At 72.6% G+C, this 25,214-nt stretch carries 31 protein-coding genes; 20 read left to right on the top strand and 11 right to left on the bottom strand.

Annotated features, from left to right (window positions below; translation table 11 throughout):
• Positions 1–3 precede the first annotated feature (3 nt).
• From poxB to N538_RS0121445, 3 genes are read right to left on the bottom strand one after another with little or no spacing between them, the layout of a single operon-like run.
• Positions 4–1,737 carry a ubiquinone-dependent pyruvate dehydrogenase gene (gene poxB, locus N538_RS0121455; RefSeq protein WP_231496298.1) on the bottom strand — a complete coding sequence of 578 codons (1,734 nt, stop codon included), beginning with the start codon at positions 1,735–1,737 and terminating at the stop codon, positions 4–6.
• Positions 1,734–2,270, bottom strand: a complete 537-nt coding sequence (locus tag N538_RS0121450) for a hypothetical protein (RefSeq protein ID WP_028638991.1) — start codon at positions 2,268–2,270, stop codon at positions 1,734–1,736. Before N538_RS0121450 ends, poxB begins: the two co-directional genes overlap by 4 nt.
• Before the next feature lie 31 nt (positions 2,271–2,301).
• Positions 2,302–3,561 carry an acetamidase/formamidase family protein gene (locus tag N538_RS0121445; protein WP_051549524.1) on the bottom strand — a complete coding sequence of 420 codons (1,260 nt, stop codon included), beginning with the start codon at positions 3,559–3,561 and terminating at the stop codon, positions 2,302–2,304.
• Positions 3,562–3,753: 192 nt separating this feature from the next.
• Here N538_RS0121445 and N538_RS0121440 point away from each other — a divergent pair, with 192 nt between their 5' ends.
• Positions 3,754–4,485 carry a universal stress protein gene (locus N538_RS0121440; RefSeq protein ID WP_028638989.1) on the top strand — a complete coding sequence of 244 codons (732 nt, stop codon included), beginning with the start codon at positions 3,754–3,756 and terminating at the stop codon, positions 4,483–4,485.
• An 80-nt stretch (positions 4,486–4,565) separates the two neighbouring features.
• Here N538_RS0121440 and N538_RS0121435 read toward each other — a convergent pair whose 3' ends face one another.
• Positions 4,566–5,090: a hypothetical protein gene (locus N538_RS0121435; RefSeq protein ID WP_197025426.1), complete on the bottom strand. Its 525-nt coding sequence runs from the start codon at positions 5,088–5,090 to the stop codon at positions 4,566–4,568.
• A gap of 156 nt (positions 5,091–5,246) precedes the next feature.
• Entirely contained in the window at positions 5,247–5,699 is a 453-nt protein-coding gene (locus tag N538_RS0121430; protein WP_028638987.1) for a YkvA family protein, read from the bottom strand.
• 77 nt (positions 5,700–5,776) lie between these two features.
• Between N538_RS0121430 and N538_RS26710 the strand changes: the two genes are divergently transcribed.
• The gene (locus N538_RS26710) at positions 5,777–7,123 is read left to right on the top strand and encodes an MFS transporter (RefSeq protein WP_036571720.1); all 1,347 of its coding nucleotides are present in this window, start codon (positions 5,777–5,779) and stop codon (positions 7,121–7,123) included.
• 98 nt (positions 7,124–7,221) lie between these two features.
• Positions 7,222–8,019, top strand: a complete 798-nt coding sequence (locus tag N538_RS0121420; RefSeq protein ID WP_231496297.1) for a class II glutamine amidotransferase — start codon at positions 7,222–7,224, stop codon at positions 8,017–8,019.
• A 1-nt stretch (position 8,020) separates the two neighbouring features.
• Here the strand turns inward: N538_RS0121420 and N538_RS0121415 are convergent, their stop codons facing one another.
• From N538_RS0121415 to N538_RS0121395, 4 genes are all read right to left on the bottom strand, one after another.
• On the bottom strand, positions 8,021–8,311 hold the full coding sequence (locus N538_RS0121415) for a hypothetical protein (RefSeq protein ID WP_155992374.1): 291 nt from the start codon (positions 8,309–8,311) through the stop codon (positions 8,021–8,023).
• Between the two features lie 369 nt (positions 8,312–8,680).
• A complete protein-coding gene (locus tag N538_RS28150; protein WP_155992372.1) occupies positions 8,681–9,025 on the bottom strand; it encodes a sigma-70 family RNA polymerase sigma factor in 345 nt (114 codons plus the stop codon).
• Positions 9,026–9,031: 6 nt separating this feature from the next.
• On the bottom strand, positions 9,032–9,172 hold the full coding sequence (locus N538_RS28730) for a sigma factor (RefSeq protein ID WP_155992370.1): 141 nt from the start codon (positions 9,170–9,172) through the stop codon (positions 9,032–9,034).
• 46 nt (positions 9,173–9,218) lie between these two features.
• On the bottom strand, positions 9,219–10,424 hold the full coding sequence (locus tag N538_RS0121395; protein ID WP_028638983.1) for a RimK family alpha-L-glutamate ligase: 1,206 nt from the start codon (positions 10,422–10,424) through the stop codon (positions 9,219–9,221).
• 46 nt (positions 10,425–10,470) lie between these two features.
• On the opposite strand from N538_RS0121395, the gene N538_RS0121390 reads away from it, so the two are divergent.
• The 9 genes from N538_RS0121390 (at position 10,471) to N538_RS0121350 (ending at position 17,072) form a co-directional block, all read left to right on the top strand.
• On the top strand, positions 10,471–10,944 hold the full coding sequence (locus N538_RS0121390) for an ATP-dependent zinc protease family protein (RefSeq protein WP_028638982.1): 474 nt from the start codon (positions 10,471–10,473) through the stop codon (positions 10,942–10,944).
• Positions 10,944–11,900 carry a succinylglutamate desuccinylase/aspartoacylase family protein gene (locus N538_RS0121385; protein ID WP_028638981.1) on the top strand — a complete coding sequence of 319 codons (957 nt, stop codon included), beginning with the start codon at positions 10,944–10,946 and terminating at the stop codon, positions 11,898–11,900. Before N538_RS0121390 ends, N538_RS0121385 begins: the two co-directional genes overlap by 1 nt.
• A gap of 17 nt (positions 11,901–11,917) precedes the next feature.
• Positions 11,918–12,157 (top strand): hypothetical protein, encoded by a 240-nt coding sequence (locus N538_RS0121380; RefSeq protein WP_028638980.1) that lies wholly within the window; start codon positions 11,918–11,920, stop codon positions 12,155–12,157.
• Complete coding sequence (locus tag N538_RS0121375) at positions 12,154–12,552, top strand: hypothetical protein (protein ID WP_028638979.1); 399 nt, start codon at positions 12,154–12,156, stop codon at positions 12,550–12,552. Before N538_RS0121380 ends, N538_RS0121375 begins: the two co-directional genes overlap by 4 nt.
• Positions 12,553–12,781: 229 nt before the next feature.
• Positions 12,782–14,173 (top strand): M15 family metallopeptidase, encoded by a 1,392-nt coding sequence (locus N538_RS27695; RefSeq protein WP_051549522.1) that lies wholly within the window; start codon positions 12,782–12,784, stop codon positions 14,171–14,173.
• Positions 14,174–14,182: 9 nt separating this feature from the next.
• Positions 14,183–14,434, top strand: a complete 252-nt coding sequence (locus tag N538_RS0121365) for a hypothetical protein (protein WP_028638978.1) — start codon at positions 14,183–14,185, stop codon at positions 14,432–14,434.
• Positions 14,431–14,847, top strand: a complete 417-nt coding sequence (locus N538_RS0121360) for an HIT family protein (RefSeq protein ID WP_028638977.1) — start codon at positions 14,431–14,433, stop codon at positions 14,845–14,847. The genes N538_RS0121365 and N538_RS0121360 overlap by 4 nt, the downstream gene beginning before the upstream one ends.
• Before the next feature lie 350 nt (positions 14,848–15,197).
• Complete coding sequence (locus N538_RS0121355) at positions 15,198–15,965, top strand: SDR family NAD(P)-dependent oxidoreductase (RefSeq protein ID WP_028638976.1); 768 nt, start codon at positions 15,198–15,200, stop codon at positions 15,963–15,965.
• Positions 15,966–16,055: 90 nt separating this feature from the next.
• Complete coding sequence (locus N538_RS0121350; RefSeq protein WP_028638975.1) at positions 16,056–17,072, top strand: DUF3048 domain-containing protein; 1,017 nt, start codon at positions 16,056–16,058, stop codon at positions 17,070–17,072.
• Here the strand turns inward: N538_RS0121350 and N538_RS0121345 are convergent.
• Positions 17,056–17,769, bottom strand: a complete 714-nt coding sequence (locus N538_RS0121345; protein WP_028638974.1) for a TetR/AcrR family transcriptional regulator — start codon at positions 17,767–17,769, stop codon at positions 17,056–17,058. The genes N538_RS0121350 and N538_RS0121345 overlap by 17 nt on opposite strands.
• A 132-nt stretch (positions 17,770–17,901) precedes the next feature.
• On the opposite strand from N538_RS0121345, the gene N538_RS0121340 reads away from it, so the two are divergent.
• From N538_RS0121340 to N538_RS0121310, 7 genes are all read left to right on the top strand, one after another.
• Positions 17,902–18,435: a hypothetical protein gene (locus N538_RS0121340; RefSeq protein WP_028638973.1), complete on the top strand. Its 534-nt coding sequence runs from the start codon at positions 17,902–17,904 to the stop codon at positions 18,433–18,435.
• Between the two features lie 91 nt (positions 18,436–18,526).
• Entirely contained in the window at positions 18,527–19,084 is a 558-nt protein-coding gene (locus N538_RS0121335; protein ID WP_028638972.1) for a YqgE/AlgH family protein, read from the top strand.
• Positions 19,085–19,090: 6 nt separating this feature from the next.
• Positions 19,091–19,834 carry a VOC family protein gene (locus N538_RS0121330; RefSeq protein ID WP_028638971.1) on the top strand — a complete coding sequence of 248 codons (744 nt, stop codon included), beginning with the start codon at positions 19,091–19,093 and terminating at the stop codon, positions 19,832–19,834.
• A gap of 32 nt (positions 19,835–19,866) precedes the next feature.
• Positions 19,867–20,118 (top strand): DUF3039 domain-containing protein, encoded by a 252-nt coding sequence (locus N538_RS0121325; RefSeq protein ID WP_028638970.1) that lies wholly within the window; start codon positions 19,867–19,869, stop codon positions 20,116–20,118.
• On the top strand, positions 20,115–21,905 hold the full coding sequence (locus N538_RS0121320; RefSeq protein ID WP_028638969.1) for a DEAD/DEAH box helicase: 1,791 nt from the start codon (positions 20,115–20,117) through the stop codon (positions 21,903–21,905). The genes N538_RS0121325 and N538_RS0121320 overlap by 4 nt, the downstream gene beginning before the upstream one ends.
• A 19-nt stretch (positions 21,906–21,924) precedes the next feature.
• Positions 21,925–22,560, top strand: a complete 636-nt coding sequence (locus N538_RS0121315; RefSeq protein WP_028638968.1) for an IclR family transcriptional regulator — start codon at positions 21,925–21,927, stop codon at positions 22,558–22,560.
• A gap of 8 nt (positions 22,561–22,568) precedes the next feature.
• On the top strand, positions 22,569–23,447 hold the full coding sequence (locus N538_RS0121310) for a Dyp-type peroxidase (protein WP_028638967.1): 879 nt from the start codon (positions 22,569–22,571) through the stop codon (positions 23,445–23,447).
• Here N538_RS0121310 and N538_RS0121305 read toward each other — a convergent pair.
• Positions 23,396–23,878, bottom strand: a complete 483-nt coding sequence (locus N538_RS0121305) for an Lrp/AsnC family transcriptional regulator (protein ID WP_028638966.1) — start codon at positions 23,876–23,878, stop codon at positions 23,396–23,398. The two genes, N538_RS0121310 and N538_RS0121305, sit on opposite strands and share 52 nt — an antisense overlap.
• A gap of 82 nt (positions 23,879–23,960) precedes the next feature.
• On the opposite strand from N538_RS0121305, the gene hppD reads away from it, so the two are divergent.
• Positions 23,961–25,154, top strand: coding sequence for a 4-hydroxyphenylpyruvate dioxygenase (gene hppD, locus N538_RS0121300; protein WP_028638965.1), 1,194 nt, complete (start codon positions 23,961–23,963; stop codon positions 25,152–25,154).
• The last annotated feature ends 60 nt before the right edge of the window (positions 25,155–25,214 follow it).

Below are 25,214 nucleotides of genomic sequence, written 5' to 3'. Positions count from 1 at the left end.
GCGCTACTCGAGGGCGAGCTGGCGCAGGTTGCTGCGAGCCACTTCGATGACGGCGTCACCCGCCCCGCTCAGCACCGAGCGACTCGCCCACAGGCCGAACCCCGTGACCTGCCCGAGGGTGACGGTGGGAGGGATGGCGATCTCGTGCCGGACGGTCATGACCTCGATCAGAGCCGGGCCCTCGTGTGCGAATGCCTCCTCCAGCGCCGGCTCGAGCTCGTCGGGCCGTGAGACTCGCACGCCGTGCAGGCCGACGGCGCGGGCCACCCCGGCGAGCTCGGGGTTGTCGAGCTCGGTGCCGAAGTTCACGAAGCCGTCCGCCTTCATCTCGAGCTCGACGAACGACAGCGAGCTGTTGTTCAGCACGACGACCTTGACCGGCAGCGCCAGCTGCCGCAGCGTCAGCAGCTCGCCGAGCAGCATCGTCAGTCCGCCGTCGCCGGAGAGCGCGACGACCTGCCTACCCGGGTGGGCGCTCTGGACGCCGATGGCCTGCGGCAGTGCGTTGGCCATCGTCCCGTGGCTGAACGACCCGATCAGCCGCCGTCGGCCGTTCATCGTCAGGTACCGGGCGGCCCACAAGGTCGGCGTGCCCACGTCCGGGACCAGGACGGCGTCGTCAGCCGCCACCCGGTCCACGGCCGCGACGACGGCCTGCGGATGGAGCGGTCCGTCGCCGGCACCGAGCCCGGTCAGCGTGTCGTAGCGGGCCCGGGTGCGGCGGTAGTGGGCCGTCATCCTGCCGAGGTGCTCCTCGTCGCGGGAGCGGTCCAGGCGGGGGAGCAGCGCGACCAGCGTCTCCTTGACGCCTCCGACGAGCGGCACCTCCACCTGGACGCGGCGACCGATGTGCTCGCCGCGGATGTCGACCTGGACCACCCGCGCGTCCGTCGGGAAGAACTCACGGTAGGGGAAGTCGGTGCCGAGCATGAGCAGCGCGTCGCAGTGCTCCATGGCGCGGTAGCCCGACGGGAACCCGAGGAGACCCGTCATGCCGACGTCGTACGGGTTGTCGTACTCGACGAACTCCTTGCCGCGCAGGGCGTGGACGATGGGGGCCTTGAGTCGCTCGGCGACCGCCAGCAGCTCGTCGTGCGCACCCGCGCATCCGGCCCCGGCGAGGATCGTGACGCGTCCGGCGTCGTTGAGCAGGTGCGCGGCCGCCTCGAGGTCGCCGTCGGTCGGCACGACGGCCGAGTGGGTCGGCCGGATGCTGGTGACCCCGCGCCCCCGCTGCGAGGGTCGGCTCCGGAAGACCTCGCCCGGCACCACGACCACGGCGACACCACGCCGCTCGACGGCGGCTCGCATCGCGATCTCCAGGACGCGCGGGAGCTGCTCGGGGTTGCTGGCGAGCTCGGCGTAGACGCTGCACTCCCGGAACAGCTCCTGGGGATGGGTCTCCTGGAAGCAGCTGGTCCCGATCAGGGCTCCGGGCACGTGAGCCGCGATGGCCAGGACGGGCACCCGGCTCCGTTGGGCGTCGAAGAGCCCGTTGACCAGGTGCAGGTTGCCCGGGCCGCAGCTCGCAACACAGACCGCGAGCTCGTCCGTCGTGCCCGCCTCGCCCGCGGCGGCGAAGGCTGCCGCCTCCTCGTGACGCACGTGCTGCCAGGCGATCTCGCCATCGCGCCGGATCGCCTCGGTGAAACCGTTGAGCGAGTCCCCGGGAAGGCCGTACACCCGGCGTACGCCCGCCGCCTTGAGGGTGGCCACCATGACGTCCGCGACCGTCACCGCTCAGCCCTCCGGCGCGTCGAGAGGAGCCGGAAGACCGCGGCCGTGGTGATCCCGTAGACCAGGTGCGCCGAGAGGTCCTTGGCGAGGGTGACCCGGTCGTACTCCCAGATCTCCTGGTAGAGCCCGAGCCTGGGGAGTACGACGTAGCCCGTGGCCCACACGCCCGCCCCGAAGGGTGCTCCGTATGCCACGCGAGGTGTCCGCAGGGAGCCCACGAGCACGCCGTACGGCAGCCCGGCGAAGGCGCCGTAGCCCCAGTGCGTGAGGTTGTTGACGAGCCGCGCGCGCCGGGCCGGCAGGTCCCGCTGGATCACGCCCGCTACCAGCCGACGTCCGACCTGGGCCGGTGCCGGGGCGTCCTCCCACCGGTCGAGACCGCTCGAGGACTCCCAGGCGCCGAACGCGTCATCGCCCCCACCGCGGCGGTAGCGGGTGAACAGCAGGACGTCCATCGCCAGCGTGCCCGCGACTGCCGCGACCAGTCCGCGCGTGAGTGCTCCGAGGGGGGTGGTCGGACTCAGGGTGCCCATCGTCGTACCTCTCCGGTGTGCTGAGTCGGGTTCACGAGAAGACACCGCGCGGAAACGTCATCGAGACCAGCCAGTTCGGCAGGTCGACGGTCTCGCTGATCTTGAGGTCGCCGACGACGCTGCAGAGCGTGTAGGCCTCGTGCAGGCTGAGCTGCTGGTCGACGACCAGCCAGTCGATCATGTCCCGCACGGCGTTCTTCGCGTTCTCCATCAGGTCGGGGCCGGTGCCGGTGGTGATGTAGTAGCCCGCAGCGCGCATCTCGGCGTCCATCGCGAGCTGCGTGGGATCGGCGGCCGGCACGATCGCCCGCGGAGAGGTGATCACCTGGTTCTTGATCACCGAGAAGCGCAGGGTTGCCGCCATCAGGGTCTCGATCGCCGTACCGGTGATCTCCCCGTCGCCCTGCGCCATGTGCCCGTCTCCGGCGGAGAACTTGGCACCCTCGACGTAGACGGGCAGCTGGAGTCGCGTGCCCTTGACCAGCTGGCGGACGTCCGTGTTGCCGCCCATCCCGCCGCTGACGCTCGGCGGGAAGGTCCGATACATGCCCTTCCGCAGCGGGGCGTTGCCGAGGATGCCCAGGAACGGCGTGATCGGGATCCGCGCCCGCCGGCCGGTGTCGCTCCCCTCGAACGTCGCGTAGCCGGAGCTCTGGCCGCGCTCGAAGTGGAAGAGCTGGACCGACGGCGCGCCAGAGTTGTACGGCTGGTCCTCCGGCACCGCCTGCGGCACTCGACCCGGGTTCGGGTCGCTCAGCTGGGAGGCCTCGGTGTACGGCGCGAACGGGGCCAGCGCCTCCGGGCGGAGAGTGCCGAACAGGCCGAGCGCCGGGCTGATCGTCGTGTAGCCGAAGTCCACCAAGGGGCTGACGTCGAGGATCTCGATCTCGAGGATGTCACCGGGCTCCGCCCCCTCGACCTCGACGGGACCGGTGAGGGGGTGGATCCGGCCGAGGTCCAGCGTCATCGTGCCGTCGGCCGTCATCGTCCTCGCCTGGTCTCCGATGTCCAGGGCGTCACGGCACAACAGCTGGACCTCTTCGCCCGGGCGCACCGAGATCGCGGAGGGCAGGTCGCGGTTCCAGCGGTTGTGGTTGACCTTGCTGTACCCGTCGAGGATCCGCTCGCCCGCGGTCGTCTGCACCCGCTCGGGAGTGCCGGCACCGGGAACCCCGACCGTACCCAGGCCGCCGGCATCGGCGAGGCCGGCGAACGCCGCCGCCGCGTCGTCGCCGATCTGCGCCTGGACGTGGAGCGCATCGCTCGCTGTCGATGAGTGGGCGAAGCACATGGGGACTCCTGGACGATCGGCTGTTCGGTGGATCCAGCGTGCTCCGTCCTCGGCCCTGTTCGCGCCCGTGCCACCCACGGGCGGACCACTGGCCCGTCGCCAGTGGGTGGACCCGTGAACACACCGGCGCGAAGGCTGCCCGCCCAGCGCCAGCATCCAGTACCAGCGGCGAACGGAGGTTAGCCAGTGTCCATGCAGGGGATGCGGGCGGACGGGCCCGTGGTGGTGGGCGTCGACGGCAGCCCGGGCGGCTGGGACGCGCTCGTCTGGGCCGCAGCGGAGGCAGCCGCGACGGGCTGTTCCCTGCGGGTCGTCCACGTGATCGAGCGGCCCCCGCTGCTCGACGCCTGGTCGGGCGCAGGCGCAGTACCCGATCCTTCAGACGGTCTCCGCGGTGCTGCGGCGGCGATCATTGCCGAGGGCGTCAGACGGGCTCACGAGGTCGTGCCGGACCTGGCGGTCGTCTCTCGGGTCGAGGGCGACGGCAGCGTGCCCGAAGCCCTGATCGGCGCCTCGTCGGGTTCCTCGCTGCTGGTGATCGGCAAGCGGGAAGGCGAACGGCCCTGGTGGCGGTGCGGGCGACGCCGGATCGTGGTCGCGATCGCTCGACGGTCGGACTGCCCTGTGGCCGTCGTCGAGCTGAGATCTCGGCCGGGTGAGGTGTTCGCGGGCTGGGTCCTGGTGCTGGACGAGTCACCGCGCCGGGACTCCGCGGTCATGCGGTTCGCGTGCACGGCAGCGCTCCACAGGGGCCTCGACGTGGCTGTGGTCCCGCCGGCCGGACCCGTGCTTCCGTGCCACCGCGGCGCAGCCCTCGTCGTGCTGGGTGCGCGCCGCCCCGGCCGACGTCGGGTCCGTCTGCCCGTTGCCACCACTCGAGCTCTCAAAGCCGCACGCGGGCCGACGGTGCTGGTCTTCGCGTGACCCGGTGTGCTGCCCGGCTGTCAGCGCCGCGGGCGCCGTCGCCACGAGAGTCCCTCCCCGGCCCGCCGGACGCGTGACAGTCAGCGGTGGACGTAGACGAAGCGATAGTTGTAGGCGAAGCCCTTGCTGAGGTCCTGGCCCTGGGGGTCGGAGTGGCTGTCGAAGAGACAGAACTGCATGAAGGCGCGACCGGCCCGCAGCGTCCCCTTCTCCCGCTTGACCACGTACCGCTGGACCTGCCAACTGCCGTTGCAGTTGATCTGCACCTTGCGCGGCGCGACCGGGTTGGTGTCGTACCAGGCCCGGGCCAGCTCGCTGGTGCCCTCCATCTGCGAGAGCTCCTTGGCGGTGTGGTCGTCGATCTGACCACCCTGCTTGAGCGACACCCACAGGTGGGTGCCCCGGTTGCCGCCCCAGCACCGGTAGACGGCCAGCACCTCGGCGCGGCCGCCCGGCAGGGCACGGGCATGGCCGACGAACGCGACCTTGGGGTGGTGGTACGCCGCCGCACGGCCGGCCACGTCGGCGCCCGCGTGCGGCTGGCCGGCGGCCACCAGGGAGAGGGCGAGGGCGGCAACAGCTGTGAGCGCTCCGGAACGTCGCATGACGGTCTCCTGCGGGATCGGGTCGGGGACGAGGATGTCCGTACTCAGGCCCACGCTGCAGGCCTGGCCACGGCGAGCGCATCGCCAAAGTTGAGGGTGATCGGCAGCGCGACGGTCGCTCGCCCACGCCTCGCCGGTCGGCGCGGCTGACCCCGGTCAGTCGCCGGGCCCGGCCCGGCGAGGGGGAGTGGGGGCGTCCAGCCGCGTGAGGCGCCGGACCGCAGCCAGCCCTTCCGGCGTGCCCGGCCAGTGCCGGTCGAGCGCCTCCGGGCCCGCCACCCGGGTCACGGAGCGCAGCACCAGGGCGACCACGAGCGCGTCATCGGCGTACCCGATCACGGGCAGGAAGTCGGGGACCAGGTCGACCGGCAGCACGAGATAGCCGAGCAGCAGCCAGAGCCGCCAGCGCACCCCGCGGGGCAGCGTCGGGTCCGCGGCCAGGCGACGGAGGAGTCGTACGACGTCGGGGAGGAGTCGCAGCACGTCGGTGAGTGTGGTGCGGTCCGGCGCCCGGCGTGCGGCCACCAGCAGCGCGCCCACCAGCAGCAGCCAGACGAGCGCGAGCCCCGCGAGGATCGACAGCGCGAGCTGCCACCAGGAGTCGGTCACCCCTCGATCATCGCGCGTGGCGCCGACGCGGGAAAACGGCGCGACATCGCGACCGCGACCACGGAGAATCTGCCGCGATGATCGCCTCCCTCCTCCGGCACGCGCGTCCGCCGTCTCCTCTCGCGGGCCGCCTCGCCGTGCAGTCCCTCCTCTTCGCTCTCGGCGAGGGCACCTTCATGACCGGGTCGGCGGTGTTCTTCACCCAGATCGTCGGGCTCTCGGCCGGCCAGGTCGGCCTGGGCCTGACCTGTGCGGGCGCCGCCGCCTTCCTCGCGGCGTGGCCGATGGGCCGGCTGGTGGACCGCTTCGGGCCGAAGAAGATGTGGGCGGTCAGCGCCGCGGGACAGGCCGCGATGTTCTCGCTCTGGCCGTTCATCACCGACTTCCGTGGGTACGTCACCATGGCCGTCGGCATGGAGGTGATCGGCGCCCTCGGCGGCGCGGCCCACGGTGCCTACACGATCGACGTGCTGCCACCCGACGAGCGCGTGAAGTCGCGGGCGTACATGTACTCGGCGCTGAACGTCGGCTTCACGCTGGGGTCGCTGATGGGGGGCATCGCGCTGGCCTTCGACTCCAACGAGCTCCTGCACGCGCTGCCGTGGTTCACCACCGCTGTCTTCCTGCTCAACGCGGCCGCCGTCTCCCGGCTGCCGAAGGCCTCGCACGACGAGCGCACGCCCGAGGAACGCAAGGTGAAGGTCCCCGGGCCGGGACCGCTGCGCAACCCCGGCTGGATGCTGTCGACGTTCTTCATCGGCGTCTTCTGGACCAACCAGGTGCTACTGAACGTGGTGATCCCGCTGTGGCTGGTGCAGGAGACCGACGCCCCGCGGGTGCTGCTCGCGTTCCTGTTCGGCACCAACACCGTGATGTGCATCTTCCTGCCGATGGCGGCCGCCCGCGGTGTGCACGACGTACCGACGGCGTTGCGGGCGGTCCGGGTGTCCTCCACGTTCCTCGTGGTCTCGTGCCTGATCACGCTGGCGACGCACGACACCGTCGGCTGGGTGACGATCGCCCTGGTCTGGCTGGGCCACGTGACGGTGACGGGTGCAGAGCTCTACCTCTCGGCCGCGAGCTGGTCGTTCGAGGCCGAGCTGATGGACCCGCGCCAGCGGGGCGCGTACAACGGCGCCGCCGAGCTGAGCGGCACCCTCGGCAAGGTCTGGGCCCCGGCGGTGTACACGTTCCTCGCGATGAACTGGGGTGCGGCCGGGTGGCTGACGATCGCGGGCATCATCGTGATCGCGACCGCCGCCATCCACCCGTCGAGCCGGATGGCGCGGCGGTTCCTCGAGGAGCACGTCCCGGCCGGCGTGCTGGCCGACGCGCGTGCCTCGGCACCGGACCCGGAGGACGGCGTCGCGGTCGGCCCGCCGTCGCTCATCGACGCCGAGGATCCGGCAACCCCTGCGCACTGACCCCTGCCGGCGGAGCGCGAGACCGGGCATGCTCGGTGGTGACGCCGACGCGGAAGGGGTACGACGTGTGCCGATGGCTGGCCTACTCGGGTGCGCCCGTGAGCCTCGAGGACCTGCTGTTCAAGCCGAAGAACTCGCTGGTGATGCAGAGCAAGCACTCCGAGCTCGGCGCGACGACGGTCAACGGTGACGGGTTCGGCGTCGGCTGGTACGGCCAGGACGACCGCCCCGGACTCTTCCGCAGCATCGAGCCGGCGTGGAGCGACCGCAACCTGCGTGAGATCTCCGCCCACGCCCGCTCCCGTCGCGTCTTCGCGCACGTGCGCGCGTCGACCGGCACCGCCCTCCAGCAGACCAACTGCCACCCGTTCCGCCACCAGAGCTGGCTCTGGATGCACAACGGGATGCTCGCCGGCTTCCCCACGATCAAGCGCGACCTGGCGATGGCGGTCGACCCGTCGCTGTACGCCGAGATCGAGGGCTCGACGGACTCCGAGCTGCTGTTCTTCCTGGCGCTGACCCACGGCCTTGTCGAGGACCCGCCGGCGGCCGTCGCCCGCGCGGTCGGCTTCGTCGAGGACGTCGCCCGTCGGCACGGCATCGAGGACGCCGTCCAGATGACGGTCGCGACGACCGACGGCGAGACGACCTGGGCCTTCCGGTACTCCACCGTCCGCGCGTCGCGGTCGCTGTTCCACTCCACTGACATGTCGGTGCTGCGCCAGCAGTATCCGGACAACCCGTCCCTGCACGACCTCTCCGACGACGCCCGCCTCGTGGTGTCCGAGCCGCTCGGCGACCTCCGGGGCGCGTGGCGCGAGGTCCCGGAGTCGTCGTACGTCGCGGTCCACGGAGCGAGCGAGGACCTCCAGCCGTTCGCCCCCGTCGCCCCGTAGGTCACCTGCCGAGCGTGAGCGTCCCTGACCGGTCGGTGAGGACCCGCGCGCAGGTGTCGGCGCAGCGCCACAGCGTGCGGACGTGCTGGGCCTCGGTGACGACGTAGGGCACTCGGTCGTACCAGGCGAGGGCGACGGCCGGGTCCTGCAGCGGGACCCGCTGGTGCGCGCCGGTCGAGGTGTCGTACCGGACCAGCCCGGCTGACATGCCGCCTGCGAGCTCGTCGGCGCTGGGTGCGAACGCATAGGTCGTCTCCCGTGGTCCCGCCGAGGAAGCCGTCGCGCCGGACACCGCTGGTGTCGAACACCTGGACGCCGCCGTCGGCCACGAACACGACCGTGTCGCCGCCGGCCTCGACCCGGTCCGCGCGGACGCGCGCGCCGTCGCTGCCGAGCTCGACCCGCCCGTCGAGCGTGACGGGCACACCCGGGTCGCTCGCCGGTGCTGCCACCGGGGTCGGGGAGGAGCGGTGGAGCACGGCGGGCGCCGCCGCAGCGACGACCGCGACGGTGGTGAGGGTCGCCACTCCGGCAGCGATCCGGCCGGCCAGCCGCCGCCGTCGGTGGTGTCGCACCCGGGCGTCGAAGCCCGAGGGGTCGAGCGGCGGGACGTCGACGGCCTCGCGGAGGTCGCTCAGGCCCTGACGGATCTCGGTGTTCATCATCGCTGCAGCTCCAGGTCGGGTACGGCGGCGCGCAGCCGCTTGAGGGCGTGGTGGGTCTGGCTCTTGACCGAGCCGAGGGAGACCCCGAGCGCTTCGGCGGTCTCCTGCTCGGTCAGGTCGTCGACGTACCTGAGCACCACGGTCGCGCGCATCCGGGGCGGGAGCCCGCGGATGGCCTGCCAGAGGGCGAGGTGGTCGGCACGGACGTCGATCCCCCCGCCGTGTCCGGCGTCGGGCAGGTCCGCGGTGGTCAGCTCGCGGCCCCGCCGGCGCCAGTGGCGCGACGCCTGGTGGACCAGGGCCCGACGGACGTAGGCGTCGGCCGCACCCTTGTCCCGGATCGACGATCACCGCACACACGTGCGGGCCAGGACGTCCTGCAGGAGGTCCTCGGCCTGGTGGTGGTCGCCGACCAGGAAGTAGGCAGTCCGGTACAGGGCCGCCCAGCGGGCGGCCATGAACTGGGCGAACGCGGTCTCAGGTTCCATCAACTGGTCAAGAGGCAGCCCGGACCGGAAAGGTTGAGAGGACCGGTCAGCGGTTTTCGGTCTCACCGTCGTGGATCGGCTGCGGCGGCAGCTTCTTGACCCGTCGGTTGCGCCGGCGCCGCGTGGGGATCATCGACCGCATCTCCTCCAGCTTCCCGAAGCACAGCAGCCGGTCGCCGGCCTGGACGACCTCCTTGTGCCGCGGGTTGGGGATCACGGTGGCACCGCGGTGCAGGGTCAGCACCGAGATGTCGCGCTCCTCGAGGCCGGACTCGCTGAGCTTCTTGCCGACGATGTCGGCGCCGGTGTGCACCAGGAGCTCGGCGACGCCGTACCCGGTGGAGACGTTGAGCCGCTGGCGCACGTCGATCTCGGGGAACGCGACCTGGTTCGCGATGAAGTCGATGATCGCGCCGGCGACGTCGAGCTGGGTCGCCGCCTCGATGCCCTCGAGGCCGGGGGAGGAGTTGACCTCCATCACCAGCGGCCCGTCGTTGCCCTCCAGCATGTCGACGCCGGCCACCCGCAGGCCCATGATCTGGGCGGCGCGGACGGCGGTGTGCTCGTACTCCTCGTCGAGCTGGACGGGCTCCACGGAGCCGCCGCGGTGCACGTTCGACCGGAACTCGTCGCCCTGGGCGACGCGCCGCATCGCGGCGACGACCCGGTCGCCGACGACCAGTGCACGGATGTCGCGACCCCGGCTCTCCTTGACGAAGCGCTGGATCAGCACGTTCTGCTGGGTGCTGTGCAGCGTCTCGATGATCGCCTCGGCGACCTTGCGGTCCGGCGCGAGGATGACGCCGATGCCCTGGGTGCCCTCCAGCAGCTTGAGCACGACAGGTGCGCCGCCCACCCGCTCGATCGCGGGCACGACGTCGGCGCGGTCGCGCACGAACGTCGTGGCCGGCATGCCGATGTTGTGCCGCGACAGGATCTGGGTCGCGCGCAGCTTGTCGCGGCTGTTGGTGATCCCGTACGCCGGGTTGGGCGTGTAGACGTCCATCTGCTCGAACTGCCGCACCACGGCGGTGCCGAAGTAGGTGATCGAGTTGCCGATGCGCGGCAGGATCGCGTCGTACGTCGACAGCGGCTTGCCGCGGAATTGCAGGTCCGGCTCGTCCCCGGAGAGGTCGATGGCGAAGCGCAGCGTGTTCAGCACCTTGACGTCGTGCCCGCGGTCGAGGGCGGCGGTCCGCAGGCGCTGGGTGCTGTAGGCCCGCGGCGCGCGGGAGAGGATCGCGAGCTTCATGGCCGGGCCATTCAAGCAGGGACGCGCGGCCTGCCAAGATGTGCGGGTGCCGACCACCACTGACAGCACCGTCGCCGGGTGGCGGGAGTGGGTCGGTCTCCCCGGCTGCCGGGTCGAGTGGGTGAAGGCCAAGCTCGACACCGGCGCCCGCAGCTCGGCCATCCACGCGTTCGACATCCACGAGTTCGAGCGCGACGGCGAGACCTGGGTCCGCTTCTCGATCCACCCGTGGCAGCGCAGCCGCGAGGACGCGACGACCGTCGAGAGCCCCGTCCACGACCGCCGCGTCGTGCGCAGCTCGTCGGGCCACGAGACCGAGCGGTACGTCGTGCGGATGGACGTCGCCCTGATGGGCCGGACCGTCACCACCGAGATGACGCTGTCCAGCCGCGACCAGATGGGCTTCCGTCTGCTCATCGGCCGCGAGGCGCTGCGCCAGGGCTTCGTCGTCGACCCGGCGCAGTCCTACCTGGGCGGCAGGCCCAAGCGGGCGGTACGCCGGCGCAACCGGGGCGGCTGATGCCCCGCGAGTCGTTCGCGATCGGCCCGGCGCGCGTCCGCGCGGGCGCCACGCGGGACCTGGAGCTCCCGATCACCCGGCTGATCACCGGTGCCGACGTGTCCCTCCCGGTGCGGATCCTGCACGGCCGGGAGGACGGCCCGGTCGTCTGGCTCAACGCCGCGACGCACGGCGACGAGGTGGTCGGGGTCGAGGTGATCCGGCGGGTGCTCGCGTCGATCTCGCCGAGGACGATGCGGGGCACGCTGATCGCCGTACCGGTCCTCAACGTGCTCGGCGTGATGTCCGGGGAGCGCTACCTGCCCGACCGCCGCGACCTCAACCGCTCGTTCCCCGGCTCCGCGCGCGGGTCCCTGGCGAGCCGGATCGCGCACCTGATGATGACCGAGGTGGTGGCGAAGTGCGAGGTCGGCATCGACCTGCACACCGGCTCCGATCGGCGCGCGAACCTCCCGCAGATCCGCGCCGACCTCGACGACCCGCGGACCCGCGAGCTCGCCTTGGCGTTCGGGGCGCCGGTGCTGCTGCACGCGCGGGTCAGGGACGGGTCGCTGCGGCACGCGGCGCGCGAGCGCGGCGCCACCGTGCTGCTCTACGAGGGCGGCGAGAACTGGCGGTTCGACGAGTGGGCGGTGACCGCCGGGACCGACGGCGTACGCCGCGTCCTCGGCGCGCTCGGCATGGTCGACGGGCCCGAGGAGCCGGGCGGCCCGAGCGTCGAGTGCCGCGCCAGCGGCTGGGTCCGCGCCCGGCACACCGGATTCCTTCACCTCGACGCCCGGCTCGGCCAGCAGGTCGAGACCGGTGAGCGGCTGGGCAGCGTGTCCGACTCGTTCGGGAAGACGCTCCGGCTGGTCCGCGCCGACCGGACCGGCATCGTGATCGGCCGGAGCGAGGCGCCGGTCGTGAACGGCGGCGACGCCGTGGTCCACATCGCCTCGACGGAGGTGCGCTGAGGGTCCATGCTGGCGAGATGGTGGTCCTGGTGCCGCGCCAGCTGCGGATGACCGGCATGACCGGCAGCGTGCCCTACTACGGCGGGCGGATGTCGCCCGCGCAGGCGTACGCCGCCTCGCACCCGCCACCCCCGCCCTCGCCAGCCCCGCCTCCGGACCCGCCGGGCGATCCCGTCGCGGACCTGGACCGGCTGCTCGAGAAGGGCGTGCTCACCCGGGGGGAGTACGACGAGCTCCGGGCCCGGGTCACGTCGTGACCGGCCCGGTGCAGGTGCTCGTCGTCGGGTTCGACCAGCCGTCGTTCTCCGGGGCGGTGGTCGAGGAGCTCGGGCGGCTGCGCGAGGCCGGCGTCGTCCGCCTGGTCGACGTGCTGCTCGTCCACCGACTCGGGGACGGCAGCTTCGAGACGCTGCCACCGCCGGCAGGAGCCGATCCCGGCCTCGGCACCCTCGCGGCCGAGCTGCTCGGCGGCGGTGACGGCGAGCCCGGGGACGGCTGGTCGCTCGCGGACGCCGTACGGCCGGGCAGCGTCGCGGCCGTCGCCCTGCTGGAGCACTTGTGGGCCGAGCCGCTGGTCGGGGCGATCCGCCGTGCCGGTGGCGAGGCCCTCGCCGAGGGGTGGTTGGACCCTGAGGACCTGACCGGCCTGTAGTGGCGGAGAAGCCGGTCCCGCCCTCCGGGCGTACTGCGGGAGCTGCCGCTGGATCTGCGCCGGCGTCACTGGGCGGTCGTCCACGGACGCGCGCCGACCAGGATCCCGACCGCGGCGACCACGACGGTCGCGGCGAGGCGCCGGGGTGGCGACCGGCTGGGACCAGGCCGTCGGTTGCCTGTGAACCCCGGGCAGGAGTGCCGGAGGAGCGGCGGGGCACACTGCGCACATGTCGCTCGGGTCCCGGCTGCTGTTCGTCCTGTCCACGCTCGCCCTCGTCACCGGTTCGCTGACCGCCGGTGCCCACGCCGCTCGGGTGGTGCCGAGCGAGCTCGCGTTCGACGCCCGGCCGGCGTACGCCGGCAGCGACACCACCCTCCGGCTCACGCTCTCGGTCGAGGGTGGCGGGCCGATCGGCGACGCCGAGGTCACCCTCGAGCGGCGCACGGCCAGCGGCTGGACGCCGATCGGCACCGTCACCACGGACGCCGACGGCCACGCCTCCCGGCAGCTGCGGCTGGAGCGCACGACGGCGGAGAACCTGGTGCGCGCGACGTACGCCGGCGACCCCGACCACACGCCGGTCACCGAACGCACCCGCCTGGAGCTCCGCCGCCGCGGCAGCGCGGTCGTGGTGCGGGGGCCGGGGCAGGTCGAGGACGGACAGGCGGTGCCGGTGCGGGTCCGCTGGACCACCCGGTCCGGGACGCCGGTCGAGGGGGTGGTCAAGCTGTTCCGCTCGCTCGGCTCGGGGCCGTGGCGGAAGGTCCGGCTGCTGCACACCGGCGCCGACGGGCGGGCGCAGCTGAGCACGAGGCCGAGACAGGACTCGCGCTGGCGTGCGCGCGCCGTCCCGCAGGCGTGGGTCGAGGGCGACGAGAGCCCCGTCCACCGGGTCGCGAACATCCCGCCCGGCCTACCCGTGAAGCTGCCGAGCGCAGCGCCGAGACCGCGCCGTTCGCTGCCCGACCAGCCGCACGCCGTCGGTGCGGGGGCGAACGTCCGGATCACCGCGATCCCCGACCGGACGTGGGGCCAGATGACCGGTGTCAGCTGGCACCGCGGCTGCCCGGTCGGCCGGGCCGGGCTGCGGCTGGTGCGCGTCAACTACTGGGACTACCGCGGCTACCCCCGGCGCGGCGAGCTGGTCGCGAGCGCGAGCGCCGCGCACGCGATGGGTGCCGCGCTCGCCGAGATGTTCCGGCGCTCGCTGCCGATCCGGGCGATGTACCGCGTCGACCGGTTCGGCTGGGGCGCCCGCTCCCGCGGCGCCGACGACTACGCCTCGATGGCCGCCGGCAACACCTCGGCGTTCAACTGCCGCGACGTCACCGGTCGGCCCGGCGTCCGCTCGCCGCACAGCTACGGCCGCGCGCTCGACCTGAACACCTGGGAGAACCCGTACCGCTCCGCCCGGGGCACCGTCCCCAACACCTGGTGGCAGGGCCACTCCCACCCGCGGGTCGCGTGGCGGTCCCGCTCGCACGCGGTCGTGCGGCTGATGGCCCGGCACGGCCTCCGCTGGACCTATGGCCTCGGCGACACCCAGCACTTCGACTACGTCGGCAGCTCGGCTCGCGCGATGGTCGGGCCCCGGCCGTGCGACCGCTTCTGCGACTAGGGTCCGTGCATGCTCGCGTTCCTGATCGCCGGCGTGATCCTCGGCGTGCTCGCCCGGGTGTTGCACCACGACGCGGACGACCCGAACCCGATCCTGACGGTGGTCGTCGGGGCGGCCGCCGCCGTGGTCGCCGGCGCGCTGATGAACCTGGTCCTGAGCGACCCGGTCACCGACCTGGGTGCGTGGAGCTTCACCGCCGCCTGCGTGGTGTCGTTCGTCGTGCTCGGCATGCTCGAGGGCGTGTGGTGGCGCCGCTCGTGACCGACCCCGGCTGCGTCTTCTGCTCGATCGTGGCCGGCGACGTACCCGCCGACGTGGTGCTCGACGAGCCGGACTTCCTGGCCTTCCTCGACCGGCGACCGGTGTTCAAGGGCCACATGCTGCTCGTCCCGCGCGAGCACGTGGTCACCCTGCCCGATCTCCCCGCCCGGCTCCGGGACGGGTTCCTCGAGGCCGGGCAACGGCTCGCCACCGCCGTGGTCGAGGGTCTCGGCGCGCAGGGCAGCTTCGTGGCCATGAACAACGTCGTCAGCCAGTCCGTGCCCCACCTGCACCTGCACGTCGTGCCGCGGACCAAGGGCGACGGGCTGCGCGGCTTCTTCTGGCCGCGCACGACGTACGCCGACGGTGAGGCGGCTGTGTACGCCGCTCGGCTGCGTGCTGCGGTCGGCTGAGGCGGCGGGTTTCTCCGGCTGACCGGAGAAACCCGCTCGACACGCCGGGGCGGGACGGCGTGTCCGTCGGGTTTCCCACGACAACCCCGCCCGGGCGACCGAGCCGCGGACTCCCCGACCGCCAGCGGCCGGGGACGCCGCGCGGGTGCCCCGGGGTCGCCTGAGGCGTCGGGTTTCTCCGGCTGACCGGAGAAACCCGCTCGACACGCCGGGGCGGGCCGGCGTGTCGGTCGGGTTTCCCACGACAACCCCGCGCGGGGGACCGAGCCGCGGGCCCCCGACCACCGGCGGCGAGGCGTCGCCTAGGGTGTGGTGCCGACAAGCCGGACACCGAGACAGGAGCCACACCCATGGGGCGTTTTGACGGACGCGTCGTCGTCGTCACCGGAGCTGCGCGCGGCATCGGGTTCGGCACCGCCACCCGCTTCGCCGAGGAGGGCGCGTCGGTCGCGGTCCTCGACCTCGACGAGGCCGGCGCCGCCGAGGCGGCCGCGAAGCTGCCCGTCGTCGACGGAGCCACGGCGGTCGGCATCGGCTGCGACGTCAGCGACGCCGCCTCCGCCGAGGCCGCCGTGGGGCGGGTGGTGAGCGAGCTCGGCGGGATCCACGTGCTGGTCAACAACGCCGGGATCACCCGCGACAACCTGCTGTTCAAGATGTCCGACGACGACTGGGACCTGGTCATGAACGTCCACCTCCGCGGTGCGTTCCTCATGACGCGGGCCGCGCAGAAGCACTTCGTCGAGCAGAAGTACGGCAAGATCCTGAACCTCTCGAGCGTCTCCGCGCTCGGCAACCGCGGCCAGGCCAACTACTCGGCCGCGAAGATGGGCATCCAGGGCTTCACCCGCACCCTCGGCATCGAGCTCGGCCCCTTCGGCATCAACGCCAACGCGATCGCGCCCGGCTTCATCGCCACCGACATGACCGACGACACCGCGCGCCGGCTCAAGATGGAGCCCGAGCAGCTGCGCGAGATGACCGCCCAGGCCAACCCGGTACGCCGGGTGGGCTACCCGGAGGACATCGCGGCCGCCGCGGCCTTCCTCTGCAGCGACGAGGCGTCGTACATCACCGGCCAGACGCTGTACGTCGACGGCGGCGCCAAGCTCGGGTGACACCCGCGCGCCTCCCCATGCCTGCCGTCCGGGTAGGCACACTGGAAGTCGACCAGAACACACGAGTTTGACGAATCGGAGCGAACCCCCGTGCGCCGTACCCACCTGATCCCCGCCGTCCTCGTGGCCGCGAGCCTCGCGCTCGCCGGCTGCGGCGGAGGCGACGACGACTCGACCGCCGACGCGGGCCCGGGCGCCCAGCAGGTCGCCGCCGGCCAGGAGCTGGCGGCCACCTGGCCGCTGACCGGCCTGCCGGTGTCCGGCGACGAGGAGGCCGCCCAGGACCACCCGGTGCTGGTCGCGAAGATGGACAACACCTACTCCAGCTCGCCGCAGATCGGCCTCGGCTCGGCGGACATGGTCGTCGAGGAGCTCGTCGAGGGTGGCCTGACCCGGCTCGCGGCGTTCTACTACTCCGACATCCCCGGCAAGGTCGGCCCGGTCCGCTCGATGCGCGCCAGCGACATCGGCATCGTCGGCCCGATCGGCGCCACGATGGTCACCAGCGGCGCCGCGAACGTGACGATCAACCGGATCAAGGGCGCGGGCATCCAGTACTTCGCGGAGGGCTCGAAGGGCTTCGCGCGGGACAACGCCCGGATCGCGCCGTACAACCTGTTCGCGAACCTGCAGGACGTCGAGGCCGAGACGACGACGGACGAGGCGACCCGGCCCGACGACTACCTGCCGTGGGGGACCGAGGACCACTTCCCCGGCGGCCAGCCGGCGAAGACGATCGCGGCGGTCTTCGGGGGCGGTCACACCACGAACTGGGCGTACAACGGCAAGGGGTACGTCAACCAGAACACCTACGCGCAGCAGGGCGACACGTTCCCCGCCGACACCGTGCTGGTGCTGCGGGTGCAGGTCGGCGACGCCGGGTACCTCGACCCGGCCGGCAACCCGGTGCCGGAGACCAAGTTCACCGGCAAGGGCGAGGCGATGATCTTCCACGACGGCCGGCTGGTGCGTGGCACCTGGCAGAAGAAGGACCTGACCGCGCCGATCACGCTCTCGACGAAGGCCGGCGAGCTGACGGTCCCGGCCGGCCACACCTGGATCGAGCTGGTGCCGGCCGCGACCGGGAACGTCACGTTCCGGAAGTAGTCGGCTCGAGGACGCCGGCGCCGGGGGAGCTCAGCTCCACCCCGCTCTCGGCGAGCGCTTGGAACCCGGCCAGGATGAACCCGATCGCGGTCTCGACGTTGGCGGCCGCCTGCTCGGGGTCGTCGGCGCCTGACACCGACTCGCCGGCCGACGACATGGCGCCGAAGAAGATCCGGGCGAACGTCTGCTGCAGGTCCTCGTCGAGGTCCCACTTGCCGGCGGCGAGCACCGAGCGGACGATCTCGAGGACGTTGGCGAACGTCGAGCGCTCCTCCTGCTCCCGGAACCGCTCGTAGCCGAGGACCGACGGGCCCTCCTGGATCACGATCCTGCGGTAGCGCGCCTCCTGGACGACCGCAAGGAACGCCCGCAGGCCGGCGGTGGCCTTCGCCCACGGGTCGCGGTGGCCCTTGAGCGCCTTCTGGATGGCCCGCGCGGCGTCGCTCTCGACGCGCTCGAAGACCGCCTCGAACAGCGCCTGCTTGCCGCTGAAGTGGTGGTAGAGCGCCCCCTTGGTGACCCGGGCGCCGGCGACGATCGCGTCGAGCGAGGTGGCGGCGTACCCGTGCTCGGTGAACAGCTGCTCGGCGACGTCGACCAGCGCCCGCTTCGTGGAGGCGGAGTACTGCTGCCGGCGGCTGGTCCCCGGGACGCCGGGGACCTTCGGGACGAGCTTGCTGACCGAGGACTTGCTCATAGAACCGTGAGCCTAATACCGACCGTCGGTACGGGTGACCCGGATCACCGCCGGGTCGGTTGCATACCGCGAGTACGTCTCCGTACCGTGGGTACGTACTTACAGTATGTGAGTCCCCCGAAGGAGAACCCCATGACCTGGAAGTCCTTCCACTCCCGTGGAGAGATCCTCCGCGACGTGATCACCGTGGCGAACGAGCGTCGTGACGGTCGGCTGCCGATGGACGTCGAGGGCGTCGCCGACGCGTTCGGCGACGAGCTCACCCTGCTCGGCGCCCTCCAGCTCCGCTGGCACACCCGGCTGGCCGGTCACATCGAGCGCGAGCTGATGCACCAGCCGATGGAGCTCGAGGACGCCGTCGTGGCCGCGTGGCACGCGACCGCGGACGAGCTCCCGGGCGTCCTGGCGATCATCGACCACCACCGCGACCAGCCCACGGACGGCGCGATGGCCGACGCGATGAGCACGTCGGCCGAGAAGGAGCGGATCCTGCTGGCGATGATGGCCGGCCGGGTCAGCGCCCCCGACGCCGCCGCGGTGCGCGTCGGCGCGGCCATCGAGGCCCGCGCGCGTGCGACGTACCGCCCGGTGCACGTCCCCACGTCCCGCCGAGCCGAGCACCCCACGCTGCTCGGCCGGCTCAAGGCGGTCCTCGCGGCCGCCTGATCCGACAGCCCCGGTCCCGGCGCATCCCTCCCTCCCACGGCGTCGGGCCGGGGCTGTCGCGCGTCCTTCCCCCGCGAGTGATGATGGAGTCATGGGCGAGGCGCAGGCGGGGATGCTGCTCGTGGCGACGCCTGCGCTCCTCGACCCGAACTTCGCCGACACCGTGGTGCTCCTCCTCGACGTCGACGACCAGGGCGCGCTCGGCGTCGTGCTCAACCGCCCGTCCGGTGTGCGGGTCGCCGAGGTGCTGGAGGGCTGGGGAGACGTGGTCGCCGAGCCGGACGTGCTCTTCCAGGGCGGCCCGGTCAGCACCCAGGGTGCGTTGGCCGTCGCCACGTTGCGCACCGAGGACGACGTTCCGGTCGGCTTCCGGGCCGTCGACGGGAGGCTCGGGCTGGTCGACCTGGACACCCCGCCGGAGCTGCTCGAGGGCAGCCTGGAGGGGGTGCGGATCTTCGCCGGGTACGCCGGCTGGGGGGCCGAGCAGCTCGACGTCGAGATCGAGGAGGGCAGCTGGTACGTCCTGCCCGCGCAGGTCCCCGACGTCTTCCGCGTCGATCCGCACGAGCTGTGGCGCGACGTCCTCCGCCGGCAGCCCGGGGAGCTGGCCTGGCACTCGACGCGGCCCTTCGACCCGGACCTGAACTGAGGTGCCGTGACCTGGTTGCACGCCGTCATCGACGTCCCACGGGACCAGCTGCGCCCCGCGGCGGAGTTCTGGGGCGGCCTCACCGGCTGGCCGGCGGGCGCGCCGTGGCCAGGGCATCGCGAGCTGCGCAGCCTCGAGCCGCCGGACGGCTCGGCGTACCTGCACCTGCAGGAGGTCGACGGCGGGCCGCGGGTGCACCTCGACCTCGAGAGCGAGGCGCCGGACGCGACCGTCGCGCAGGCCCGGGACCTGGGAGCGAGCCTCGTCGCCGCCCGGGACCGGTGGCAGACGCTGGCGTCACCCGGAGGGCTGCCGTTCTGTGTCCTGGCGGCCGCCGACCGCCGGGCGCCGCAGCCGGTCGGCTGGCCGGGCGGCCACACCGGCCGGGTCGTCCAGGTCTGCGTCGACTCGCCGCCGGAGCTCCACGAGACCGAGGTCGCGTTCTGGCGCGCCCTGCTGCCGGGCCGGTGGGTCGACTCGCCGGCCCCGGAGTTCGCCGGCAAGTGGCACGCGGACGGCTCGCCCCTGCAGCTGCTCTTCCAGCGGCTCGACGAGGCGGACGGGCCGGTGCGCGCGCACGTCGACCACGGCGCCGACGACGTACCTGCCGAGGTACGCCGGGTCCGCGGCCTCGGCGCCGCCGACCTCGGCGCCGGCCCGGGCTGGCACGTCCTGCGCGACCCCGCGGGGATGGTCTTCTGCGTGACCGCCAACCGGCCCGAGGGTGTGGAGGACCGCGACCTCGGCTGACCCCGCTGACGTAAGGTGATCCTGTGACCACCATCGGCTTCTCGACAGACACGGACGTCCGCGAGGACCGACGTACCGTCCCGACCGACGAGGGTGACCACGAGCGGTTCTCCCACTACGTGGAGAAGGACAAGCTCACCGAGGCGATGGTGATGGGCACCCCGGTGGTGGCCCTGTGCGGCAAGGTCTGGGTGCCCAGCCGTGCGCCGGAGAAGTTCCCGGTCTGCCCGGAGTGCAAGGACGTCTGGGAGTCCCTCAAGAACGACTCGGGCGAGAACGAGTGACGGGCCGGCCCGAGGCCGACCCCCAACCGAACGCGCTGACTCCGGCCTGGCCGGAGCGCGCGGCGTGGGGCACGGCGACCTCCCTCCGTGCCTGGCAGACCGCGGCCATGCGGCAGTACTTCGACACCCAGCCGCGCGACTTCCTCGCTGTCGCGACGCCCGGTGCCGGCAAGACCACCTTCGCGCTCTCGGTGGCGGCCGAGCTGCTCGGGCGCCGGATCGTCGACCGGGTCACGATCGTCGCGCCGACCGAGCACCTCAAGCTGCAGTGGGCCGAGGCGGCCGCCCGCGCGGGCGTGCCGATCGACCCGACGTACGCCGCCGGCAAGGGCCGCACCTCGCAGGACTACGTCGGCATCGCGGTGACGTACGCCGGGGTCGCGGTGAACCCGCTCGCCATGCGGATCCGCACCGAGCGGTTCAAGACGCTGGTCATCCTCGACGAGGTGCACCACGCCGGTGACGCGCTGTCGTGGGGCGAGGGCGTGCGCGAGGCGTTCGAGCCCGCGACCCGCCGGCTGGCGCTGACCGGCACGCCGTTCCGCTCCGACGTGAACCCGATCCCGTTCGTGACCTACGCCCCGGGGGACGACGGCGTCCCGCGCTCGGCCGCGGACTTCACCTACGGCTACGCGCACGCGCTCGCCGACCACGTGGTCCGCCCGGTGCTGTTCCTCGCGTACTCCGGCGAGATGCAGTGGCGCACCCGCGCCGGCGACGAGATCGCCGCGCGGCTGGGGGAGCCGCTCACCAAGGACCTGACCAACCAGGCGCTGCGCACCGCCCTCGACCCCGGCGGCTCGTGGATGCCGGCGGTCCTCGCCGCCGCCGACAAGCGGCTCTCGGAGGTGCGCCGGCACGTGCCCGACGCCGGCGGCCTCGTGATCGCCTCCGACCAGGACTCCGCCCGGGCCTACGCGAAGCTGCTGAAGGGCATCAGTGGCGAGTCCGCGACCGTGGTGCTCTCCGACGAGAAGCTCGCGTCCAAGCGGATCAGCGAGTTCACCTCGAACGACAAGCGCTGGATGGTCGCGGTCCGGATGGTCTCCGAGGGTGTCGACGTGCCGCGGCTCGCCGTCGGCGTCTACGCGACCACCACGTCGACGCCGCTCTTCTTCGCCCAGGCCGTCGGCCGGTTCGTCCGCGCCCGGAACCGCGGTGAGACGGCATCGGTGTTCCTGCCGTCGGTGCCGCACCTGCTCGGCCACGCCTCGGAGATGGAGGTCGAGCGCGACCACGTGCTGGGTCGCCGCGTCACCGACGAGGACGACATCTTCGCGGCCGAGAACGAGCTGCTCGCGCAGGCGAACGCCGGCGAGGCGGCGTCCGACGACCTGCTGGCGTCGTGGGAGGCGCTCGGCTCCGAGGCCCGCTTCGACCGGGTGCTGTACGACGGCGGCGAGTTCGGCCACTCCGGAGAGGTGCACGTGGGCTCGGAGGAGGAGATGGACTTCCTCGGCATCCCCGGCCTCCTGGAGCCGGGCCAGATGCGCGAGCTGCTGCAGCACCGGCAGAGCGAGCGCGCGAGGAAGCAGCAGGCGAGCCGGGTCGAGCAGGCCGCCGACTCGCTCGCCGAGGTCTCCACGCACGAGCAGCTGGCGGTCCTCCGCCGCGAGCTCAACGGCCTGGTCGCCGCCTGGCACCACCGCACCGGACAGGCCCACGGCATCACCCACGCGGCGCTGCGCAAGGAGTGCGGTGGCCCGGCGGCGGCCGTCGCCACCGCCGAGCAGCTGCACGCCCGGATCGACCGGATCCGGGAATGGGCCCTGCGCAAGACGTCCTGAATCCCCCTAGGGTGGGGCCGTGCCGGCTGAGACCTCGCAGACGCTGGACCGTGGGCTGCGCGTCCTGGACGTGCTCGCCGCCTCGACCGGTGGGCTGACCGTGACCGAGCTGGCCGCGCGCCTCGAGGTGAACCGGACCGTCGTCTACCGGCTCGTCAGCACGCTCGAGCAGCACGCGCTGGTACGCCGGGACCCGCGCGGCCGGCTGCACGTCGGCCTCGGGGTGCTGCACTTGGCCTCCGCCGTGCAGCCGGTGCTGCGCGACCTCGCCGTACCCGTGCTGCGGGAGCTCGCCGAGAGCGTCGGCTGCACGGCACACCTGACCGTCGCCGACGGCGAGGAGGCGCTCGCCCTCGCGGTGGTGGAGCCGTCGTGGACCGACTTCCACGTCAGCTACCGGGTCGGGTCCCGGCACCCGCTCACCCGCGGTGCCGCCGGCAAGGCGATCCTGCTGGGGCGTCAGCCCGACGCCCAGCCGTTCGCGGTCACCCAGGGCGAGCTGCAGCCGGGCGCCCGCGGCCTCGCGGTGCCGGTGCCGGGCATCGACGGGCTGGAGGCCAGCGTCGGGATCGTCACCCTCGGCGACATCGACGTCGACGCGATCTCCCCGCGGGTGCGCCGGGCGGCCGCCGAGGTCGCGGCCAGGCTCTCCTAGGAGGATTCATGCCCGTACCCCAGCCCGGCATCTTCGCGCTCGGGACGCTGGCGCACTCCTACGTCGAGCTCGACCTCGCCGACGGGGCGTCCGGAGCCGACCTGGTGCGGGAGGTCGCGGACCTCGCCGAGCCGCGGACCACGATGGGCGGCGTCAACCTCGTGACCGGCTTCCGCCCCGAGGTCTGGTTCGGGCCCATGCCTGCCGGCACCCGTGGCTTCACCGAGCCGGTGGCCGGCCCGGACGGGTTCACGATGCCGGCCACCCAGCACGACGCGGCGCTCTGGGTCGCTGGCGGCTCGTACGACGTGGTCTTCGACGCCGTGATCGGCATGCTCGCCGCGCTCGAGGGGGTCGCGGTGCTCGCGCACGAGGTCGTGGGCTGGACCTACCACCGCGACCGCGACCTCACCGGCTTCATCGACGGCACCGAGAACCACTCGGTGCTCGTCAGCCCGCACGAGGTGCTGGTCCCCGACGGCGCCCGCGGTGCGGGCGGCTCGGTGCTGCTGCTCCAGCAGTGGACGCACGAGGCGCGGGCCTGGACCGGCCTCCCCACCGAGCGCCAGGAGCGGGTCATGGGGCGCACCAAGCCCGACAGCATCGAGCTCGAGGACAAGCCGGAGGGCTCGCACGTGGCGCGCACCGACCAGGACGAGTTCGGTCGGATCTTCCGGCGGAACACGCCGTACGGCACGGTCTCGGACCACGGCACCATGTTCGTCGGGTTCGCCGCGGATCAGGGCCCGCTGGCCCGGATGCTCGACAGCATGGCGGGCGTCGGCGGCGTCCGCGACGACCTCACGCGCTACTCGACGCCGCTGACCGGCGGGTACTACTTCGTGCCCTCGGTCGAGGACCTCAGCGCCAGCGGCCGCACCCGGTAGGGCACCTGGGTCGCGAGGGCGATCACCGTCGAGGAGCGCACGATCGCGGGGTGCTCGAGGACGGCGTCGATGACCCGCTGGAGGTCGGCGTTCGACCGCGCCACCACGCGCGCCCACATGTCGCCGGCGCCGGTGATCGTCTGCACCTCGAGCACCTCGGGGATGGCGGCGAGGTGCGCGCCGACCGCGTCGTGCCCGCCCTGGCTGGTCTCCTGACGGATCTCGAGGGTGAGGAACGCCGTCACCGGGAATCCCAGCGCCTCCGGGGAGAGGTCCGGGCCCCACCCGGTGATCACGCCGCTCGCCGCCAGCCGGTCGAGGCGCGCCTGCACGGTGCCGCGGGCCACCCCGAGCCGGCGGGACGCCTCGAGCACCCCGACCCGCGGGTCGGTCGCGAACAGCTCGATCACTCTGCCGTCCAGGTCGTCCATCCGACACCCTCTCGCTGGACAGGTTGCACAACGTGTCGGCCCACTGTTGCACAGACTGCCCGGTCCGGGCGACGCTTCGGCCATGACGCTGACACCTGACGAGCTCAAGGCCGACCTCACCCTCGAGCAGCTCAAGGAGCTGGTCGGGCTCGTGGAGTACGACGCCGCCAACGACCCGTTCCCGGTGACCGCGCAGGACGCCGTGTGCTTCGTGGTGGGCAACGCGACCCAGACCGCGGCGTACTACCAGCTCGCGCTCGGCATGGACCTCGAGGCGTACCGCGGCCCGGAGAACGGCTGCCGCGACTCGAAGTCGCTCGTGCTGCGCTCCGGGAGCGCCCGCTTCGTCTTCACCGGCGGCGTGACACCGGACAGCCCGGTGCTCGACCACCACCGTAAGCACGGCGACGGCGTCGTGGACCTCCCGATGGAGGTGCCCGACGTCGACAAGTGCATCGAGCACGCCCGGGCCCAGGGGGCGACGATCCTGGTCGAGCCGCACGACGAGTCCGACGAGCACGGCACGGTGCGGATGGCCGCGATCGCGACGTACGGCGAGACCCGCCACACCCTCGTCGACCGCTCGAGGTACGACGGCCCGTACCTGCCCGGGTACGTCGCCGCGACGACGAAGGTGGTGCGCCGCGAGGGCCACCCCAAGCGGCTGTTCCAGGCCGTCGACCACTGCGTCGGCAACGTCGAGCTCGGCCGGATGGACGAGTGGGTGGCCTTCTACAACAAGGTCCTCGGCTTCACGAACATGGCGGAGTTCATCGGCGACGACATCGCCACCGACTACTCGGCGCTGATGTCCAAGGTCGTCGCGAGCGGCAACCACCGGGTGAAGTTCCCGCTCAACGAGCCGGCGATCGCGAAGAAGAAGTCGCAGATCGACGAGTACCTCGAGTTCTACGACGGCGCCGGCTGCCAGCACATCGCGCTCGCGACCAACGACATCCTGCGCAGCGTCGACATCCTGCGCGACAACGGGGTCGAGTTCCTGGAGACCCCGGACTCCTACTACGACGACCCCGAGCTGCGGGCCCGGATCGGCGAGGTGCGGGTGCCGATCGAGGAGCTGAAGAAGCGGAAGATCCTCGTCGATCGCGACGAGGACGGCTATCTGCTCCAGATCTTCACCAAGCCCATGGGTGATCGGCCTACTGTGTTCTACGAGTTCATCGAGCGGCACGGCTCGCTGGGCTTCGGCAAGGGGAACTTCAAGGCGCTGTTCGAGGCGATCGAGCGCGAGCAGGACGCCCGCGGGAACCTCTGAGCCCCACGGTCTCCCTTCTGGGAGGGAGCAACGCCCCGGCCGCCCCTGGCAGCCGGGGCG

Origin of the sequence: Nocardioides sp. URHA0032, from assembly GCF_000620645.1 — a bacterium.
Lineage (GTDB): Bacteria > Actinomycetota > Actinomycetes > Propionibacteriales > Nocardioidaceae > Nocardioides.
Note: the sequence above shows the minus strand (reverse complement) of the source record. Positions and strands in the feature narration are given on the sequence as shown.